16 protein-coding genes and 1 pseudogene are annotated in these 19,959 nt (G+C 55.4%); 7 read left to right on the top strand and 10 right to left on the bottom strand.

What is annotated here, in order from left to right; translation table 11 throughout:
* Window positions 1–210 precede the first annotated feature (210 nt).
* Window positions 211–624 carry an Lrp/AsnC family transcriptional regulator gene (locus ACZ5FM_RS18985; RefSeq protein WP_192489787.1) on the top strand — a complete coding sequence of 138 codons (414 nt, stop codon included), beginning with the start codon at window positions 211–213 and terminating at the stop codon, window positions 622–624.
* 58 nt (window positions 625–682) lie between these two features.
* Here the strand turns inward: ACZ5FM_RS18985 and ACZ5FM_RS18980 are convergent.
* Window positions 683–2,100 (bottom strand): annotated as a pseudogene (locus ACZ5FM_RS18980) (RtcB family protein).
* A 599-nt stretch (window positions 2,101–2,699) separates the two neighbouring features.
* Entirely contained in the window at window positions 2,700–4,253 is a 1,554-nt protein-coding gene (locus ACZ5FM_RS18975) for an RNA-binding protein (RefSeq protein WP_464040924.1), read from the bottom strand.
* A 211-nt stretch (window positions 4,254–4,464) separates the two neighbouring features.
* Here ACZ5FM_RS18975 and rtcR point away from each other — a divergent pair, with 211 nt between their 5' ends.
* Window positions 4,465–6,081 carry an RNA repair transcriptional activator RtcR gene (rtcR, locus tag ACZ5FM_RS18970; RefSeq protein ID WP_464040923.1) on the top strand — a complete coding sequence of 539 codons (1,617 nt, stop codon included), beginning with the start codon at window positions 4,465–4,467 and terminating at the stop codon, window positions 6,079–6,081.
* 47 nt (window positions 6,082–6,128) lie between these two features.
* Here rtcR and ACZ5FM_RS18965 read toward each other — a convergent pair whose 3' ends face one another.
* From ACZ5FM_RS18965 to ACZ5FM_RS18940, 6 genes are all read right to left on the bottom strand, one after another.
* On the bottom strand, window positions 6,129–7,145 hold the full coding sequence (locus ACZ5FM_RS18965) for a LacI family DNA-binding transcriptional regulator (RefSeq protein WP_464040922.1): 1,017 nt from the start codon (window positions 7,143–7,145) through the stop codon (window positions 6,129–6,131).
* The gene (locus ACZ5FM_RS18960) at window positions 7,142–7,756 is read right to left on the bottom strand and encodes a dual specificity protein phosphatase family protein (RefSeq protein ID WP_464040921.1); all 615 of its coding nucleotides are present in this window, start codon (window positions 7,754–7,756) and stop codon (window positions 7,142–7,144) included. Before ACZ5FM_RS18960 ends, ACZ5FM_RS18965 begins: the two co-directional genes overlap by 4 nt.
* Complete coding sequence (locus ACZ5FM_RS18955) at window positions 7,753–8,574, bottom strand: inositol monophosphatase family protein (protein WP_464040920.1); 822 nt, start codon at window positions 8,572–8,574, stop codon at window positions 7,753–7,755. Before ACZ5FM_RS18955 ends, ACZ5FM_RS18960 begins: the two co-directional genes overlap by 4 nt.
* A gap of 74 nt (window positions 8,575–8,648) precedes the next feature.
* Complete coding sequence (locus ACZ5FM_RS18950) at window positions 8,649–9,767, bottom strand: ABC transporter substrate-binding protein (protein WP_192489792.1); 1,119 nt, start codon at window positions 9,765–9,767, stop codon at window positions 8,649–8,651.
* A gap of 43 nt (window positions 9,768–9,810) precedes the next feature.
* The gene (locus ACZ5FM_RS18945) at window positions 9,811–10,953 is read right to left on the bottom strand and encodes an ABC transporter ATP-binding protein (RefSeq protein WP_464040919.1); all 1,143 of its coding nucleotides are present in this window, start codon (window positions 10,951–10,953) and stop codon (window positions 9,811–9,813) included.
* A 1-nt stretch (window position 10,954) separates the two neighbouring features.
* Window positions 10,955–12,796: an ABC transporter permease gene (locus ACZ5FM_RS18940; protein WP_464040918.1), complete on the bottom strand. Its 1,842-nt coding sequence runs from the start codon at window positions 12,794–12,796 to the stop codon at window positions 10,955–10,957.
* Window positions 12,797–13,175: 379 nt separating this feature from the next.
* On the opposite strand from ACZ5FM_RS18940, the gene ACZ5FM_RS18935 reads away from it, so the two are divergent.
* The gene (locus tag ACZ5FM_RS18935; protein WP_250984451.1) at window positions 13,176–13,376 is read left to right on the top strand and encodes a hypothetical protein; all 201 of its coding nucleotides are present in this window, start codon (window positions 13,176–13,178) and stop codon (window positions 13,374–13,376) included.
* A 253-nt stretch (window positions 13,377–13,629) separates the two neighbouring features.
* Here the strand turns inward: ACZ5FM_RS18935 and ACZ5FM_RS18930 are convergent, their stop codons facing one another.
* Both ACZ5FM_RS18930 and ACZ5FM_RS18925 read right to left on the bottom strand, forming a co-directional pair.
* Window positions 13,630–13,872 carry a hypothetical protein gene (locus ACZ5FM_RS18930; protein ID WP_250984450.1) on the bottom strand — a complete coding sequence of 81 codons (243 nt, stop codon included), beginning with the start codon at window positions 13,870–13,872 and terminating at the stop codon, window positions 13,630–13,632.
* Between the two features lie 354 nt (window positions 13,873–14,226).
* Entirely contained in the window at window positions 14,227–15,276 is a 1,050-nt protein-coding gene (locus tag ACZ5FM_RS18925) for a helix-turn-helix domain-containing protein (protein WP_464040917.1), read from the bottom strand.
* Window positions 15,277–15,606: 330 nt separating this feature from the next.
* Between ACZ5FM_RS18925 and ACZ5FM_RS18920 the strand changes: the two genes are divergently transcribed.
* From ACZ5FM_RS18920 to ku, 4 genes are all read left to right on the top strand, one after another.
* Window positions 15,607–15,867: a hypothetical protein gene (locus tag ACZ5FM_RS18920; protein ID WP_464040916.1), complete on the top strand. Its 261-nt coding sequence runs from the start codon at window positions 15,607–15,609 to the stop codon at window positions 15,865–15,867.
* Window positions 15,868–16,014: 147 nt separating this feature from the next.
* Window positions 16,015–17,892 (top strand): ABC transporter ATP-binding protein/permease, encoded by a 1,878-nt coding sequence (locus ACZ5FM_RS18915; protein ID WP_464040915.1) that lies wholly within the window; start codon window positions 16,015–16,017, stop codon window positions 17,890–17,892.
* A 123-nt stretch (window positions 17,893–18,015) separates the two neighbouring features.
* Window positions 18,016–18,972, top strand: a complete 957-nt coding sequence (locus ACZ5FM_RS18910; protein WP_464040914.1) for a DUF808 domain-containing protein — start codon at window positions 18,016–18,018, stop codon at window positions 18,970–18,972.
* A 96-nt stretch (window positions 18,973–19,068) separates the two neighbouring features.
* Window positions 19,069–19,956 (top strand): non-homologous end joining protein Ku, encoded by an 888-nt coding sequence (gene ku, locus ACZ5FM_RS18905; protein WP_464040913.1) that lies wholly within the window; start codon window positions 19,069–19,071, stop codon window positions 19,954–19,956.
* Window positions 19,957–19,959 lie beyond the last annotated feature (3 nt).

Here is a 19,959-nt window from a genome sequence, read left to right as displayed (position 1 = left end):
TAGCAGGACGTCGTGTGTATAGCTTCGATGTCTTCGAATTGCTGCTATCAACCGGCCCACTCTTTTGGATTATCCCGCTTTTTTCGAGGGCCAGCTCTTGCTCAGCGATGACAATTGGTAATTCGAGAAACGAGAACAAAAAAGAATACAAAGTGCTCGAAAATTTCATATAATGACGAAATAGTAAGTCATTTGACGAAATGGTAAAAAATGGACGACCTTGATAGACGGCTGATTGCGGAGTTGCGGATCAATGGCAGGGCGTCGGTTCCACAGCTTGCGCAGATTCTTGGTGTCGCCCGCGCCACCGCTCAAAAGCGGCTCGATCGCCTGATTGAATCAGGCGACATCAAGGGTTTCACCGTCAGGTTGAAAGACGACATCAGCCGCGATCTGATCCGAGCCTTTATCCTCGTTGAAGTGTCCGGCTCACCAAAGCACACAGTGTCGGCCATCAAACGCTTGCCGGGTGTGGCGTCTCTTTCCAATACAAATGGTGTCTGGGATGCTGTCGCCGAAATCGAGGTATCCACGATGTCCGAGTTGAACCAGCTGATTTCAACGGTGCGCGGCACCGAAGGTGTGTCAAAAAGCGAGACCTTCATCCTGCTTGGTCCGGCCTGACCGGCCCAGCTTAACGGGCGTGCTTGAACGAGGCGGCATCAGCCGCCTCGCCCGATATTCAGCGACGTTTCTTACGCCATGGCGCATTCTTCTGCCAGTCACCAGCCATGATGCTTCCAAACGGGATCACCTCGTCGACCACTTCGGCAAGGCCGTAATGTTCGATCTGGGAACGCACATTGGCCGCCGACTTGTAGGCACCCGGCAGTTCGGACACGTCCGCCTCTCCCGAAAAGAAGCGTACATCCAGTCCAGCCGTCTCTTTTGCCATGATGTCGGCAATGTTGTTCGGGCTCAGCCCACGGGAATCGGCGCCATATTCCGCCGCGAGACGCCGCAAATGAGCGCTACGCGAAAAGTTACGCCCGCGCCATGCGGTGAGAAACCCAGACCATGAGCAGCATTGGAGCCACGCACGATCAGGATCGGCTCCGCCATGTTGAGCGGAATGATCGTCAGATCGGTCGCATCCTCAGCCCAGCCATCAAAGGCAGGCGTCGCCCCCTTACCGTGGTAGAACAGACCGTCTGACTTTCGGAACACAAAGTTATGTTCGTTCCAGAAACGGTCCGACACCTTGGCAGACAGCTTTTCCGCCGTCATGTCATGCAGCACATAATGGTTTTCCTTCGTCCACTGGCGGATGGACTGCAGAGCCGACCAGTAAAGATCACCCTCCTCGGTATCCGCCGGAATCCAGGCATTGTCGCGGTGTGTTTCCGGTGACAATTGTTCACGGAATTTGTTTGCCACCTTCATTCCACGTTCATACAGCCGGGCACCGGGCGCTCGCGATCCATGATGGGTAACCAGTGCCGTCTCGCCGGTCGACTTCATCGTTCCGACATAGGCAAAATGGTTGCCGTCACCCTGCGTTGCAAAGTGCTCGATACCAACATTCAACGCCGCACCGCTCAGATACGGGTTCTGCTGGAAAGCCGCCAATGTTGCTTCGGACGGTTTGACACGCTGATCAACGGCACGACCACCAGGCCCGAAATGCGTCACGGAGTGGATCGCATCCAGCAACGACTTTGGATCAACGCCGGGGAAGATCGAGATTGCCATGGAGCAACAGATATCGGCCGAATGCATGCCAGGATGGATCGCCTCGGAAGCAACCACGCCACCAACAGGAATGGTTCCCACCGGTCCGGCTGGGCAGGCGTCCGGCATGATTGCCGCCGCGCGCACAACAGGCGTGCGGACAAGCGCCCGCATGGTAGCATTGACCTTCTCGACATTGTCTTGTTCGAACACGTTTTCGGCACGGATGTTGGAATAGATCTCGACATCGCCATCCGTTTTCAGCGGTACAGTCGGGGCTGGCCGGAATGCAAGTGCTGTCGCCATGGCGGCACTCATCGAACCGCCGTCATTCAAAACTTTATTGGCGGCATCCAGCGCCGGGCGAAACCACTTGCCCTGCGGCATGCCGGCGTCAATCAAATCCTGTCCGCTTACGATCTCAACCATCTTCTTTTCTGCGTTTGCAGTCCTTCTCATTCATTCATCATTGCCGGACAACATTCCGTCTTCCGGCATCTTCAAAATTGAAAAGCAGCGGCGACGAGGTTGAACGAAACATGGGGGGCTCCGCTCGTGCCAGAGAGCGCTGCCGGGGATGGGAGTCGAACCCATCAAGCCACCCCTAACGTGGAGGCTGTAGTTCCGTTCGGCATTCGCCGCTGCATTTCGGTCATGACGACCAGGATGAGGAAACATTCCGCGTCCATACCTTTCGGCATTTGGCGGTGCGGAGTTCGAATCCGCTCCCCGTTAGGGTTTACCGATGTAGTTTCCCCGGCATTCGCCACGTCTTCCAGTGTTGCTCACGGCGACAAGAGGTTGAAAGAAACACTTTTCGATGTAGTTTCTTTCGGTATTCGCCATGCATTTCATTCTGTCCGTGACGACAAAAATTGCTGGAACGCCTGCTCTATCCGCTGAGCTACGGGGTCATAAATGGGGACCCCGGCGGGATTCGAACCCGCGACCTGGAGATTAACAGTCTGTAGTTCCAATCGGCATTCGTCACGGTATCCTGCGCCCTTCACTGGTGGCGCAGGACAATGTCAAAGATCGATCGCCTCGATCTGTCGCAGCCATTCCCCTGCACCGCACTTGCCCGCCGCGAAGTTGGCTATAGCGTCATAAACGGCGTCGGAAAAACCACCGATGTTCAAGACATCCGCGGCCTTGGCAGGCGTCTGGACGTAGGGCTGGATATCAAGACACACCAGCTTTGCAGCCGGGTTGCGTCGCTTGATCCGCGCCCATTCAACCATCATGCCTGTCGCCTGGCCTTCACCGCGGTCATCGATCCAGGACTGGTTGTCCGAAACGAAGACCACGAGGTCGACCTTGGCCCTTTCCTTCACCAGCCGTTGCAGCGGTGCCGAGCAATTGGTTCCGCCGCCGCCGATGGCCGCAAGCTTTGCAGCATTGGTCATCACGCTATCGCGGCCGTTCAATTTTACGTCCACCACCCGGTTTTCAAACGGCAGTACCCGTGCACGCGGGTTACGCCGCAGGAACGAGGCTGCCACAAGAGCGGCCACATCAATGCAACGAACCTCTGACGTGGCCCCCTTGCGATAACCGGTCACTGGCGAACCCATCGAGCCCGATACGTCAGGGCAGACCACCACATTGCCTTTGAATACCGGCACACTGGAAATTGCGGTTTCCATTGCGTCCTGCAATGCATCGGCAACTTCGCCGGGCACCGTCTGCCCAGCCATATGCCAGGCAACCAGCAACTGGTACGGAAACACCCGCGCCTTGCGAACCGTCTGCGGATCAGCGAGTTTGGCGGCCAGCTTTTCAGCCATACCCGGCACCTCAAACACGCCGTTGCGGGCAAATGTATTGAGGTTCTGGCGCACCATCTGCCAGGATCCGCTGAGTGCCACTTCCGCCCACTGCTCCTTTGTCAGCTTGAGCGAGGTCAGCATCTGGAACGGCACAGCTGGCAGAGCCCGGCTGGTATCCCGCTTGAATGCCTCGAAAGCCTTCACTTCGGCTGGCAGTGCAGCAAGATCGTATGGCTTGCCGATTGCCCATGCATACAATGCTGCACGTTCCGCATCCTTTGGCTTTGGATGCACCATACGGATAACATCCGGAAGCGAAGGATCATTGCCGACCATCGCCTGCAGGAATTGCGGCACCGTACGTCTATCAAGCCATGCCTGAACCATCTTTTTAGGACGTGTTCCAAGCGACTTGCGGCCCGCAGTTCCAGAACGCATGATCTGCACAAAACCGCGCAACATCTTGCCGCTCTTTACCACCCGCGGGAAAGCACGCGTAAAGGCATCGCTCTCAAGGCCGGACAGCATTGCCAGCAACATGACCGGCATGTCTTTCATATGGCCTTGTTCAGCCGCATAGATTGCCAGTTTCGCCAGAAATTCCGGCTCGACCTCTGAAGCAAGCTTCACCACCGCATCCAGCTGCTCACCGGCATTGGCGTAAAACGTGTCGTTGAACGTTCCCGTCACCGCATACTGCGCAAGTGCTTCACGCGGTGTCAGGGCATAGGCAGCAGCGCCTGCATCATTAACGGCATCCGTCTGCGGCAGCAGCTTGCCGAAATAAGATTTGAAGATTGCCGTGTTCACCATGGCCGCACCTTTTTGTTTGTTTCTGCCAGATACATTTCAAGTGGCGTGCCAGTTTGCTTTCGACGGCGCGAAAACATAGCGAAAGCGAATTCAAACCTTTGATTTTAATCATTTAAAAAATTCGAAAGCTTTTTCAACATCCAGAATTGCCAATCAACGGCGATCTCATTAAATTATCCAATAATATAAGATTTATCTTTCTGGATAATACATGAAGCGACGTGTTGCTATCAGCATTCTGGGGACGACACTGGATATGGGCGGACGCCAGGACAGATGGAGCCGCTGGCGGCCCAATGTCGCGCTGACTCAGCAACCCGGCATGTTTTTTGATCGTGTTGAGCTGATCCACGATACCCAGTTTGGCAGGCTGGCGGAAACCATCATTGGTGATATCGAGACCGTCTCGCCCGCGACCCAGGTTCGTCAGAACATCATCAATCTCACCGACCCCTGGGATTTCTCGGAGGTCTACACAAAGCTGCGTGATTTTGCCCGCACGTATGATTTCGATCCAGACACCGAAGATTATCTCGTCAACATCACCACCGGCACGCATGTGGCGCAGATATGCTGGTTCCTTTTGACGGAAGCCCGCATCATTCCCGCCCGCCTGTTGCAGCTATCGCCGCCACGCGACCATGAACTGCCAGGCGATTATGCTGGCAAGCACACCGTCATTGACCTTGACCTTTCCCGTTACGATGAAATCGCCACCCGCTTTGCCTCTGAGCGAGAGGAAGCAACCTCGTTTCTGAAGTCCGGGATTTCGACGCGCAACGCCGCCTTCAACCGCATGATTGACGAGATTGAACAGGTTGGGATGCGCTCGGTTGCACCTTTATTGCTGACCGGCCCGACGGGTGCAGGTAAATCCCAGCTGGCAAAGCGGATTTACGAACTGAAAAAAGCCGAGCGAAAGGTGACTGGGCCATTCGTAGAGGTCAACTGCGCCACGTTACGCGGTGATCAGGCGATGTCGGCACTGTTCGGTCACGTCAAGGGCGCCTTCACCGGCGCCTCAGGTGAGCGGGCTGGCCTGTTGAAATCCGCAGACAAGGGCGTTCTTTTCCTGGACGAAATCGGCGAGCTTGGTCTGGACGAACAGGCCATGTGTCTGCGTGCCATCGAGGAAAAGAGGTTTCTGCCTGTTGGTGCGGACAAGGAAACATCGGCCGATTTCCAGTTGCTGGCAGGGACCAACCGCAATCTGCGCGAAGAGGTGCAAAAAGGCCGGTTCCGCGAAGACCTGTTTGCCCGCCTCAACATCTGGACCTTCCAGCTGCCTGCACTGTGCGAACGCAAGGAAGATATCGAGCCTAACCTTGATTTCGAACTGCGCCGTTTTCTGGAAAAGGAAGGCCACAACGTGACCTTCAACAAGGAAGCGCGCGAACGTTATCTAACCTTCGCAACCTCCCCGGAAGCCGCATGGAGCGCCAATTTCCGTGATCTATCGGCATCGGTCATGCGCATGGCAACACTTGCGCCGCAAGGCAGAATAACCGTCGAGGTCGTTCGTCATGAGGCAGAACGCCTCAAGGCCGCCTGGGGAGGCGCCCCTTCAGGCCGCGCAGTAGACCAAATCCTTGTTGATGTCCTCGGCCAAGAAGCCGTCGCAGCACTCGATCTTTTCGATGTCGCTCAACTCACCACTGTTTTGAAAACATGCTGCGAGCATGTGACAGCCAGCGCCGCAGGCCGTGCGTTGTTCGCCAACAGCCGCCTTGAGAAGAAAAGCAGCAATGACGCCGACCGGCTGAGCAAATATCTGGCAAGGTTCGGTTTGAAATTTGATGATGTCCGACGCCGCGCCACGGCGGTCTGATCGATACGATAGAACCGATCAACCGATGACTTCAATGATATTTGGCATCACGAACGCACGGTTTTGCGCCATACGGGAAACGCCCGGAAGGTCGTAACGTGACCGACCGGATTGTCCAGACGCTCTTCCGTCAGGCGCGTCACGATCGCCTCTGCCATTTCTTCGATCGGCTGACGAAACGTCGTGATTGCATACCCTTCCCAACTGGCCTGCTCGATATCGTCAAAACCGACAACACAGAGATCCCTGGGGATTTTCAGCTGAAAATCATTGCGCGCCACGTCGATAAAACCGCAGGCCAGAAGATCGGTCACGCAAAAAACTGCGTCCGGAGGTGTTGCGCCAGGAAGCAACCGCCGCGCCGCCTCTGCGCCGCTGCGATAACTGGTGGAGCCGGCCTTGATCACCTGCGGTGGCTCGAAGCCTGCCTTGGCGACCACGTCGCAGAAAAGTCGTTCGCGGGCCAGCAGGCTGGGAGACCCGTTGGTGGAGGAAACAATCGCAAAGGACTTGCAGCCCGCGCGGGCCAGCATGTGCCACGCATCTTTCATCGCGGTCTCGTGATCGAGGCTAATATGGTCCGCCTCCTCGATCTGTCCCGCACGATTGATGAGAATGACATGCTGGCCGCTTTCGATACAGATTCGCACCAGTGACACTGGCGGCGCGCCCGAAAGAACGATTGTGGCTGAGGCACGGTAGTTCAGTGTCTGGTGTAGCGCGGACTGAATATCGGCCTCATCACCCGCCGTATTGATGACCATTGCAGCGCGACCGACCGCCTGAATGCGCCGGGTGATGGCTTCCAGCAGCGCCGATTGATAGGGCGCGTGAAGATCACCGCCCAGAATACAGATCGGCCGGCTTTTTTCCTGCGATAGACCACGTGCCAGATGGTTGACGTGATAATTCAGTTCCTCGGCCGCGGCGAGAACCTTGCGACGGGTCTCTTCAGAGACGCTCGCCCCTTCCGTGAAGGTACGCGAAACGGCGGAGCGCGAAACGCCTGCCTTCCGTGCCACTTCAATGGCACTCGCAAAACTCTGTGGCGGCCGGTTGGTCATGCAATCGCCCTTCTTTTTCCTGCCTCGACAAGGCGGATCATATCAGCTGCCTGTTCCGCCGCTCGGATCAATTGCGGTTTTGGCGTTTCAAACCACTCATCGGTACGCAATTGCCTGTTGGTGCGGACATGGGTAATTGCAGCCGCCAGTGTTGGATAAGTCTTTGGCATTTCCAGATGCAGGAATAGCGACACCAAGGCCACAGAGCGGCTGCGACCGGCACGACAGTTTACAAGAACATTGCCCTTTTCCCGATGCGGGTAGGAGGCCCGTTCCGGAAAGGTTTGGTCCAGTGCGCCACGCAGCAGGTAATACCCCGACAGCAGCATGGTGTCGGAATTGCCCGCGCCATCCACAAGCCCAAGCTTGTAATAGCGAAGCAATCCGGGACCGGACGCCAGAATGCCATTCTCATCCGTCTGACCGCCGGAGACAAAATTCACGTCAAAATTCACCGCACAGTTGACGACAATCTTGATGTCATGTTCGGCCAGCAAGGCCGGATCACAGACGGCTTCACGTCCACCAATGTAGAGATCAACATCCCAGCCGGGCAGGTTGCTCTCGATCAGACTAAGATGCGGGCGTTCATATCGCGAGGAAGCGTTCATGCTGCCTCTCCCTTGCGATCTTCATCCGCTATGGCAATCCGCATCGCCTGCGAAAAATCGACGGCAACACCGGGGGCTGCGGCAAAGATCGCGCCACCGGTCAGCAATTCGGCCTGCTCCGCCGGATAGGTTCCGGTTACACCACCGGCCTCACGCACCATCAGCAGACCGGCAAGGCAATCCCATGCATTCATATAATATTCGGCGTAACCATCCGTGCGGCCTTCTGCCACCCAGGCAATGGCCAACGCACCCGATGCGCCACGGCGAATATTGGCGCCTTTTTCCAGCACGCGCTGCTGCGCCGCCAGATAGGCTGCGCTCTCGACCCGGGGAGACCAGCCAATCTCCACCGATGCATTGGTAATAGTGTCGGTTTTCGCGGCCGCAAGAGGCGCACCGTTTTTGGTCGCACCCTGCCCCTTGCGGGCAAAATAGAATTCATTGGATGCAGGGTTGAAGATCACGCCCAGCAGTGTTTCGCCCTGTTCATGAAAGGCAATTGAAATGCAGAAATGCGGAATGCCACGGGCAAAATTGGCCGTTCCGTCAATCGGATCAATCACCCACAGCCTGTCGGACAGACCACCACCGGCTTCCTCACCCAAAACCCCATCCAAGGGAAATGCCTTTGTTATCAGGGCTCGCACATGGCTTTCCACCGCACCGTCTGCCTCGGTGAGAAAATCCTGCCGTCCCTTGAGCGTAAAATCGCCGGGCTTGCGGGCATGAAAGGCAGCAAGGGCAACAGCACCGGCAGAGGTGGCAACTTCGCGCAAAAGGGCTTCACGGAGGTTCAGTTCATCGACAGTCAGCATGATTTCTTTCGAACGAATGGTGCAGGCCTTGGCTAGAAACAAGGCCTGCCAGTATTGTCACAAATATTCGACAGTTACTTCTTGTAGTTCAAGGCCCAAAGATCCTGCCAATCCTGACGGGCTTCCCAGTCACCGGCGCCGGTCGAGGCGTCATAGGAAAGCAGCTGGTCACGAACCTTGCCAACGCCCGACGGCTCACTGTCTGGCAGGCTGATGGTGGTGTTGGTCGACATTTTGCCGTCCTTCGCCTGCGGCGCGATGCCTTCAGCTGTCATCATGTAACGCAGGAACAGCTTTGCTGCGTTTGGGCTTTTTGTGCCTGATGCAACCAGGCCAAGCGAAGGGTAAGTCCAGCCGGAGAAAGGAGACAGACCTGCACAAAGGCCAAGCTTCATGCCGTCCTTGTTATCACGGTACTTGGCCGTGCTGACCAGACCAACAAAGCTATCCTTGGTATCAGGAGCGCCAATCGATTCCGCAGCCGCACCGTCGGAATCGGTCAACAGCGGGCTATTGGCGGCAAGCGCCTTGACCCAGGCAGCGGTAGCGCTGGTCTCGTCGGTTTCCAATGGCTTGCCATATTGCGCCTGATAGGCATCGGCAACAGCCTTGTCGGCGTGGGTGGCCAGCTGGTTGAACCAGTCGGTATAGGACGGCTTGCCAAGCGGATCCTGCATGGCAACCTTGCCCTTCCACTCGGCTTCTGTCAGCTGCCAGATGTTGGAAACAGGGCAGCTGTCATGCAGAGCCGTGTTGTAGGTCCAGACATTCGGCGCAAGAACGATTGTCAGCGGGTCCTGGTAGATCGCCGGGATATCCTTTGCCAGATCTGTTGGCAGCCAGCTCTTTGCATAACCCTTGGCAACGATCTGCGACAGTGCCGCAGGTGCATCTGCCAGAATAACCACGTCAGCCTTGACGTTGTTTGCCTGGGCCTCGCGAATGACGATTTCAAGTGTTTCTGGTGCGCTGGATTTTACGCCAGTAGCCTGAACACCGTATTTTTCCGAAAAGGCTTTCGCCTGTTCGACGATTTTGCCGGTCGAGTCGTAGACGGTAATAGGCGCTTCCTGTTTGGCGGCTTCAATCAGCTTGTCGAGATCGAAAGCCTCTTCGGCGCCGGCATTGGCCGCGCCACACAGAACAGCGGCAGACAGCATCAGAGAGGAGAGCAAAGTACGGGAATGTCTCATCGGTAGTCCTTTGAGTGATTTGAACAAAGATGTTTTCGTGAGGTTATGCGAGTAGAAGTGCCGGACGCGCGGTTCCGGCTGGGTGTGCCGCGCTTGCGGCGCGGATTTCGGTCGTATCGAAACGCTGGCCAGCAGCATCGAACAGGTAAAGACCCTCGCGGCGCGCAAAACAGCTGATCATGTCACCCGGCTTTGCGGTTGGCCTGCTGTGCGTAGAGTGAAACAGTCGTTCTGAACCAAGGGACAGTTCGATGATCCAACTGCCACCGGTCGGCATGATGCTTTCAAGCAGCAACGCGCCAAGTGGCACGGCGTTCGACGTCTCTGACAGGGAAATTTCCTCAGGCCGTAGTCCGATCGATGCTGCGCCCGTCAAGTCAAGGCTCTCGGACAGGCGGGCGGCAAAGCAATCACCGCTTGGTGTTCCGTCCAAAGCGATCATGTTGATTGGCGGATTGCCGATAAACTCCGCAACGAACCGATTGACCGGACGTGAATAGATATCATCGGGCGCACCGACCTGCTGCAAACGCCCGCCACTCATCACGGCAATGGTGGTGGCAAGCGTCATCGCTTCCCACTGGTCATGGGTGACGAACACGATTGTTGTGCGAAACTCCTCATGCAGACGACGCAATTCGGCGCGCATTTCCAGTCTGAGCGCAGCATCGAGATTGGAGAGAGGCTCATCGAGAAGAAGGATGCCGGGATTGACCGCCAGCATGCGCGCCAATGCCACGCGCTGCTGCTGACCGCCGGACAGCTGCGCGGGATAACGCGATGCGTAATCGCGGATGCGCAGCTTTTCCATCACATCATTGACCTTGGCGCGACGCTCCGCTTCCGGCAGCTTGCGCAGGCGCAGGCCGAAATCGATGTTCCGCTCCACGGTCATATGCGGCCAGAGCGCATAGCTCTGGAACACCAGACCGAGGCCACGCTTTTCCGGCGGCACAAAGGCGGAGGCCGGAACACTGTCAACAAGCTTATCGCCAATGGCGATTTCGCCGTCGCTCAGATGTTCAAGGCCCGCAATCATGCGCAATGTCGTGGTCTTGCCGCAACCGGATGGTCCCAGCAAGCACATGAACTCACCATCTGCGATGGTCAGATTCAGGCCCTCGACGGCGGCGTTGCCGTGGCCAGCGTAATTCTTGGTGACATTGGTCAGGGTGATATCGGGCATGTCAGCTCTCCAGTCCCTTGGCAATGCCATTGCCGGTGAGACGGTTGATAAGAATGGTGCCGAACAGCGCCAAGAGCGCGATCATCAGCACCACGGCATTGGCTGCCTGGGTGTAGTTATAATCAACGAGACGCAGCGAATAGGTGGTCAGGACATCGGTTGCCGGCACGGCCAGGATGATGAACAGGCTGACGCCCTTGATGCCGGAGATGAATGGCAGCAGGATTGCGCTGGCCAGCGCCCGTTTCTGGATCGGCATCACGATGCTGAGCATACGACGCCACCAACCGGCACCCGCGATGCGAGCAGCCTCCTCCGGCTCCTTGCCCAGCTGCGCCATGGCCGCAATACCGGACCGCGAGGCAAATGGCATCTGATCGGCAATCAGTGCGAGAATAAGGATAATCGACGTACCGTATAGCGCTGGCAGCGGACCACGCGGCACCGCAAATAGCGTCAGGATGGCAGCTGCAAACGCAATTCCTGGCACCAGATATGGCAGGAACGTAATCTGGCGCAGGAAATTACCAAGTGCGGCAAAGGGGCTGCGAATGACTACATACCCGACCAGCAGGCCGAGAACACCGGATGCAAGTGAGGCCACGCCAATGATCACCAGGGTATTGAGGCCAGCGCTCCAGAATTCCGGCGTCATCAGAATGCCGTTTCTTAGGGCAACGGTGTCGAGGTTGGCGCCGATCCAGTAATCGAAGGTGAAATTTTCGGGCGAGAAACGACCCGGCACACGCATGATGGTCGACAGAAACAAGGTCAGCAGCGGGATCACCACACCGACGGTAAAAAATGCCAGCGTGAAAATAGTGGCAGGCATCTGCCAGCGCCCCAGCGGGCGGCGGCGATCCATCGCTCCCTTGCCACCGATGATCGCAAACCGGCGCGCCTCGCGCATCATTCTGGTATCGATGTAGAGTGTGACCACACCAATCGCCATGATGACCGCGGCCATCACTGCGGCCATGCCGGTCTGCCGCGTGGAGATTGCGCGATAGAGCGAAGTCGAAAGCGTGTCGAAACCGACGGGAAGGCCAAGCACGTAAGGCACGGCAAATTCCCCGATACAATCGGCAAGGATCAGCAGTCCGCAGGACAAAAGTGCGGGGCGCATCAACGGCAGCACAATCTGAAATGCCACGCGGCGACGGCCGGCACCCAAAATACGTGCGGAATCTTCCAGCTGGGCATCAAGACGCTGCAGCGCGCTGCCCAGGATCAAAATGACGAAAGGCGCATAATGCAACGACAGGATAATGATCATCGGTAACCGACCATAAGCCAGCCAGTCCGGCGTTGAAAAACCAAGCGTCTCCAGCCAACCGGGCTGACCGCCAACCGTGCGGTTCTTGAAAATTGTGGTCCAGGCAAGCGCCAGCGTCCAGGTCGGCAGCATGAACGGAATGATCAGTGCCGTCGCAAACCAGCGACGTCCCGGCAGCTCTGTGCGGTTGACCAGCCAGGCCAGTACACCGCCAACTGACATGGAAAGAACAATAGAACCAATAGCAATCGAGGCGGTATTCAACATCGGCTGCCACAGCAGGATGCTCGACATGCGCGAGGCGAAAGCACGCGTCACATAATAGAGGGTGAATGCGCCTTCCGGAGCTCGAGTGCGCGCAGCATCGCCAATCTGCACAATAGCCACATTGACGAGGATCGAAATGACTGGCGCGAGGATCAACAGCAGGAACACGACAGCCAAAGCAATGCCGATGAACATTACCGGCTCATGGCTTATGACCGTGAGATGATGTCGCAACCGTCTGTATGGCGAATTGCCCGATGCAAGGCGTGCATCTTTTTCTACGTGCCTTATGTCCACCATCTTGGCGCCCTCTCGTATTCACGGGGCGACCATAGGCAGATCACATGACAGCCAAATGACACATTGCACATATGTGCATTGGAAAACTTGGCCAATAAACGCCTAATAATATTCAATATGTAAAATATTTAGCACGTAGGTGCACAGCATTTTCGCGATGCCATCCGCGTCAAACAGCGCAGAAATACGCGTGCTTCTTAGTGTTTTGCAGCGCTTTGAGAGGCGCAAAACCTCTCTCGTCGCTCTACTGATTTGAACATTCGTGGCAAAAAATTGCGCGCACAGATTGCCAAACGGAAAATCCTACTTTAGAATCATTCTAGAAAAATGAGTATCAATCTCATGTTTCTGCGTAATTTTACAAAGAAGGAAACTACACATGTCGAACAAAGCGTCCTGCAAAGCCTGCTCGTTCTATGAAGACCACGCCGCAAATGCTGGCACAGTTGCCGCAGACGCTGGCCTCTGTCGTTTCAACCCGCCGGTTTCACAGCCAGACGCCAATGCGCGTGGCCTGTGGCCGGTCGTAACCGGTAGCGATTGGTGCGGTCATTTCGACGGTGACAACAAGGCTGCATAAGCAACCTGTTTGTTTTTGACGAAGACAGCCATTGGCTGTCTTCGTTGCATGTCTGATCACACGATCAGCGCAACTTGCCTTTGCAACGGCAAGTTCATTCATACACATCGACGATATGTCGAGCCGAATTTCCAGAGACTGTCTTTTGAGGAGCTGATAAGCCTGCTCTGATGAGGGAGCCTCTCACGCCAAGGGGTTGGCCGCCAACCCTCTTCGTGGCTTGACGAATACTCCCGCCTCACAAGACCTTGTCTTACTGCCAAAACCAATCGAAAAATCGTTCTGGATGGCGATTGGTTTGCCGGATGCTTTTATCTGCCGCCTCAGAAGCCGCCTCAGACGGGTCATCGCAAAACCAGAGAAAATTTTGTTCCGTCTCAACCAGTTCCCGCTTGAAGGACCACACTGCGCGGTCGGCCTTTTCAAAATCGGCAAGCACGATCACCGGTGAAAATTCGCTGTGGAGGTGAAGCAATATTGGATCCTGATCTGACATATGCATTCTTACGGCACATCCCCATTTTCCTGTGCTTTTCCCATCAAAAGCACCGTGACTCTCATGTCTTTCCCTTGCAGGAAATGACTGGTGTTGGGCCCAGTGAAACGGGCCCTCTAACACCGACGTGCATAATGATTGCGACCGGCATTAGGTTCCCGCCTCAATCGAGAAAAGGTCGTGCCTTCTGAGCCACCAAAAATAAAGCCGGCGAAACCGGGTTGGGACGATATCAGGGAGGATTGGGATAATATGTCGGCTGAACCGATATCATGCCAACAATTCAAATGCTTGCGCCTGCAACCTGTGCGAACAGACCTGCCCCAAATGCCTATTTTTTATTGTACGAAACCCTCAGGGGACTTTGGATGACTGGCGCATCTGCAATTTGTCGAGCCAGTTATGCATCCAATTATCGGCATCACCATCCAACATATTTTTCAGCTGCGCAGCAGCGCCGATATCCCGAATGGCCTCACTGGGGCGAATGCCGAAATATTGCTGAAAAGCGCGGGAAAAGGTGTCCTCATTGGAAAAACCGCAGGAATAGGCAAGTTTCGCCACTGCTCCACGGCCGGTCCCGACCGATGCCAGTTTCAATCTCGCCAGCTTGAGCCGACGCTCTCGGATATATTCACCAACTCCACCAACGGGTTCAAACAGCCGGTAAAGCGCAGAGCGCGACAAGCCGAACTGATACATGATCATATCGGTCGACAGAGACAAGTTTGTCAGGTTGCGCTCGATGAATGTCTGGATCGTTTGCAGGTTTACATGCGTCAGCGTGTCGAACTGCGTGGTAACGGCACCGGTAAATGCACTTGATAACAAGGCAGATGTGGATTCCACCAGAAGCTGCCCCTCCGTCTGGCTTAATGTCGGCGCACGCCGTGCGATAGACAGCATGTAATCGCTGAGAATGACCCCAAGTGTCGATGAACCTTCAACGCGCGCACCGTGAAGATTATCAACCACTTTTGGCATCAACCGCATCATCTGACGTGGAATGACCAGGCTGATGATGTCCATATTGCTGGCGTAAGACTGCATCGGGCGGCTGAGATCAAAACACACGATGTCGCCCGTTACGCCCTTACCGTAACCGCCGTCCGCATTATACGAACACTCGCCTTTCACGTAGAACTGCACCAAAAGGTGATCGACCGCAGTTGCGGATACCAGAGCACCGGAGCGATGAAACTGCTGCGGGCTCGCCGACGATTTGCCGATCAGGAACTGGCCGGGATTATAGGTCGCCAGATCGGCACTGAATGTATCGAAATCACTATCCGTGGGAGTGGCATGAAACAGGCTGGCAATGCCTGTTCGCCAATACTCGTAATTGTCCTCACGGCTCAGCTGCGATGAACGAATAATATGATGCTCAACATTCGCTGGGCTCAAGATTTCTTACTCTGCAAACTGCGGTTGACGTGCTCAACATGAATTTGAACGCTGGAAATTCTCGTGTCAAATTTGACGAATATCAATATTCGTCCAATACCGTCTCTAATAACAGTTACCGCTGACAATTGTATTCAGGTCGAATTCTGACAGATTCACTGTTGCCTGATGTCACGCCATTTCTATTCAAGCCTCCCTAAGGGAACCATGAGCGTGTCTGGCTGTTAAAGCAGAACAGGGAACAAACACATCCGGGCTGGGTCCTATCTCCACTCTCAAGATCAACAGCATGACCAACGAACTGTGGAATAGATACCGGAGACATGAACCATGACGAAAGTTGCCAAACAAACCAGCCACAAACGTTTTGATGCCAGAGATCGTTTGATCATTGCGCTTTACGCGCAGTTGCGTGCCGAGCGGGAAACCCGCGAAGCGATGGAGTGGGTAATGCGCAATGGCGGACTTTCGCCGGAAGTGCTGGAGGCCATGGCTTCAGACCCCATTCCGGTTGTTACGGCCGATGACATAAAAACCGTAGAAAACTCTCTCAAACATCTGCAGCTGGACCATGGAAGCGTTCACCCATGACACGCGCCATCTCGCCGGTACCATCTACCAAAAAACCCTTCAACCAAGATCAGCGGCGACCATTTGATGGGAAACCGCCCTGAAACTGCCTGCCAAGGTCTATCCCGGCAACAACAACCTATTTCACAAAGACTGAGCAGGCGAAGAATGAACACAAGTGCTGCGTCAACACCTGATGCTCCGTTGCCAGAACGGGAACTCACAGCCGAAGAAAAAGAGAAGGCACGTCGCAAATATCTGCTGTCCCGTTTCTGGGAAAGCGCGCGTGGTTTCTGGAGCCGAAGCGGTGAAAAGCTTGCCTGGCCGTTTTCGATCGTGCTGGTGGCTTTGCTGTGCACCAATGTCGTTTTTCAGTACGGCATCAATGTGTGGAACCGAAACCTCTTCGATGCCATCGAAAAACGCGACGCTAGCACCGTCTATTTCTTGAGTGCTATCTTCATACCGCTTGTGTTTGGCAGCATGTCGCTGGTCGTCATCCAGGTATTTTTCCGTATGAAGATACAGCGCCGTTGGCGTTCCTGGCTAACAACAGGGATCATCAATCGCTGGCTGGCGAACGGTCGTTACTATCAGCTCAATTTGATAGGCGGCGACCACAAAAACCCGGAAGCACGCATGTCTGAAGATTTGCGGATTGCGACCGAGGCGCCCGTGGATTTTGTCGCTGGCGTCGTTTCTGCATTTTTGTCTGCGTCCACCTTCATCGTTGTTCTCTGGACCATTGGTGGTGCGTTGACCATCACCATCGCCGGAACCACCGTCACCATCCCCGGTTTTCTCGTCATTACCGCGATCCTTTATGCCACCATCACATCGACCTCAATGGTGGTGATTGCAGGCAATTTTGTGCGGATTTCGGAAGTGAAAAACCAGGCGGAAGCCGAGTTCCGTTATACGCTGACACGTATCCGGGAAAATGGTGAAAGTATCGCCTTGTTGGGCGGCGAAGAAGAAGAACGCAGCGACCTCAACAAAACCTTCTCCCATGTGCTTCATCAATGGGCACTGATTGCCCGGCAATATATGCGCACAACACTGGTGTCGCAGGTGTCCAGCCTGTTTGCACCTGTCGTTCCAATTCTGTTGTGCGCACCGAAGTTTCTTGATGGAAGCATGTCGCTGGGACAGGTCATGCAAGCGGCATCGGCTTTTGCCATTGTGCAGGGTGCATTTGGCTGGTTGGTCGACAACTACCCCCGCCTCGCAGACTGGAATGCCAGCGCCAGGCGTGTGGCATCGCTCATGGTGTCGCTCGATGGACTGGAACGCGCCGAAAAAAGCGACGCGGTCGGCCGGGTTAAACACGGCGACACTCAGGGCGAGGCCATTCTCAGCCTCAATGATCTCTCGGTATCGCTGAACGATGGCACAGCTGTCGTCACAGAGACCAAGGTCCTGATAAACCAGGGAGAGCGGGTTCTGGTATCGGGCGAGTCCGGCTCCGGGAAAAGCACGCTGGTACGCACCATCGCCGGCCTGTGGCCATGGGGTGAAGGAAGCGTCGACGTGCACCCCGGTAAACGGTTGTTCATGCTGCCGCAACGCCCCTATATCCCCTCGGGAACACTGGGTCGTGCTGTTGCCTATCCCGGCGCATCGGATGAATGGCCACTTGATGAGGTAAAATCGGCGCTCGACAAGGTGGGACTGGGCCATCTGGGCGCAAAGATTGAAGAGGACGCCCCTTGGGACCAAACCTTGTCTGGTGGCGAAAAACAGCGCTTGGCATTTGCGCGCTTGCTGCTTCACAGGCCGGATATCATCGTGCTTGACGAAGCAACTTCCGCACTTGACGAAAAAAGCCAGGACAAGATCATGCAGACGCTGATCGATGAATTGCCTGACGCAACGATCCTGAGTGTAGCGCATCGGGCCGAGCTGGAGGCCTTTCACAGCAGGAAGGTAGTCTTGGAACGACGCGAAGGCGGCGCCAAGCTTGTCAGCGACGTTGATCTCGGCCGTCACCATAAAAAGCGCAACGTTTTCAAACGCCTGATCCCAAAGCCGCGTTTGCTTCGATAGAGGGAAAAATCTGGCAGCTGCACGCCTGTTTCCGATTGCCCGAAACACTCAGGCTCTCTACAACTGCCGGAGTCCATTAAATCCCGCCGATTGTTTCACCCCCCGCAAATATGGAGAATACCCGTGGCGACTGGCCTGATTGCTCTTCTTGATGATATCGCGGCAATAGCCAAGCTGGCCGCTGCGTCTCTCGACGATGTTGCTGGCCAGACCGCCAAGGCAAGTGTCAAGGCCGCAGGTGTGGTCATTGACGATACCGCCGTCACGCCAGCCTATGTCATTGGGCTTTCGCCAAGCCGCGAGCTTCCCATTATCGGGCGTATTGCGCTTGGTTCACTACGAAACAAGCTGCTGTTCCTGCTACCGATTTGCCTGCTTCTTGCATATTTTGCGCCATTCCTGATAACGCCACTGTTGATGATTGGCGGCATGTATTTATGCTTTGAGGGCGCCGAAAAAATCTATGGGGCATTTTTCCCGCATGCGGCCCATGACATGGCTTCAACTGGCCAAGTCGTTGATCAGGCAACGCTGGAAGCACAGAAGGTCTCCGGCGCTATACGGACCGACTTTATTCTTTCTGCTGAAATCATGGCGCTGACGCTGGCAGAAGTTTCAACGTCAGATGTGTACACCCAGGCTGCGGTATTGGCCGGTGTCGGCATTTTCATTACCGTTGCGGTCTATGGCGTGGTCGCAATCATCGTCAAGGCTGACGACATCGGACTTCATTTGGCAAAAACAGGCCGTTCATTTGTGCGCTCGTTCGGCGAAGGCCTCGTAAAAGGCGTTCCGGTTTTCCTCAAGGTTCTGGCGCTGGTTGGTACGGCGGCCATGTTGTGGGTCGGCGGCAGTATCATTGTTCACGGCCTTGCTGGCCTCGGTTTTCATCTGCCGGAACATGTTATCGAGCAAGCAAAACATGCCGTGGAGAACGTAACTCCTGTGCTTCCCAGCGTACTTGGTTGGCTCACTGCCTCTGTCTTGCAGGCAATTCTCGGCATCTTTCTCGGTGGCGTTGTCATCGCGCTCCTCAGCGTCGTCAGCGCTGTCAGGGGCAAACCGGGTTCTGCGCACTGACACATCCGTAATTCTGCAGATGATTGTGCGCTGCAAGGAACGTTTGTCCATGCTGCGCTGTTGAACCATATTGCCAGTGCCTGAAAGGACAAGCATATGGTTTCCCCGCGCGCCAACTGGAAAGGCTTCATCAAATTTGGCGAAGTGTCCTGTCCGGTGGCACTTTATACTGCCGCGTCATCAGCAGAACGCATCAGCTTCAATGTGCTCAATCGTAAAACCGGAAATCGCGTGCGGCGCGAATTTGTCGATGGCGACACCGGAGATGTTGTCGAGCGTGACGATCAGGTCAAAGGTTACGAGATCGACGACGGACGTTACGTGGTCCTTGAGCCAGAGGAAGTGGCAGCGGCCATTCCCGATAGCGACAAGACGCTCACCATCGAGGCATTCATCCCCTGCATGCAGATCGACAATGTCTATTTCGACAAGCCCTATTATCTGGCACCCGATAAAATGGGGGTTGAAGCATTTGCGCTGTTGCGTGAAGGCATGGAAAAAGAAAATGTCGTCGCCATTGCCCGCACCGTGCTGTTTCGCCGCTTGCGCACAGTCCTCATTCGTCCGCACAATGATGGCTTGATCGCCTCTACGCTCAATTTCGATTACGAAGTTCGCTCCCCCGAAGAAGCCTTCGAGGAACTGCCCGATTTGAAGATCGAAGGCGAGATGCTGGAGTTGGCCGAACATATCATCGGCACCAAGACCGGCACATTTGATGTCAGCAAATTCGATGATCGTTATGAGGCGGCAGTCACCGAGTTGGTCAAGGCCAAGATTGAAGGTCGTTCGCTTCCAAAACGTAAGGCACCGGTCGCATCTAAGCCGGGTGACCTGCTGAAGGCGCTGCGGGAAAGTGCAGGTATGGGCGCCGGAAAAGCCTCAGACAAACGGTCTGCGGCCAACGCCAACAAAGGCAAAAAGACCGACAAGGTAGCCTCAAAGCCAAAACGCACTAGCAGCAAAACACGGCGAGCAAGCTAAGCG

Source organism: Agrobacterium sp. 5Ca50, from assembly GCF_055381905.1.
Note: the sequence above shows the minus strand (reverse complement) of the source record. Positions and strands in the feature narration are given on the sequence as shown.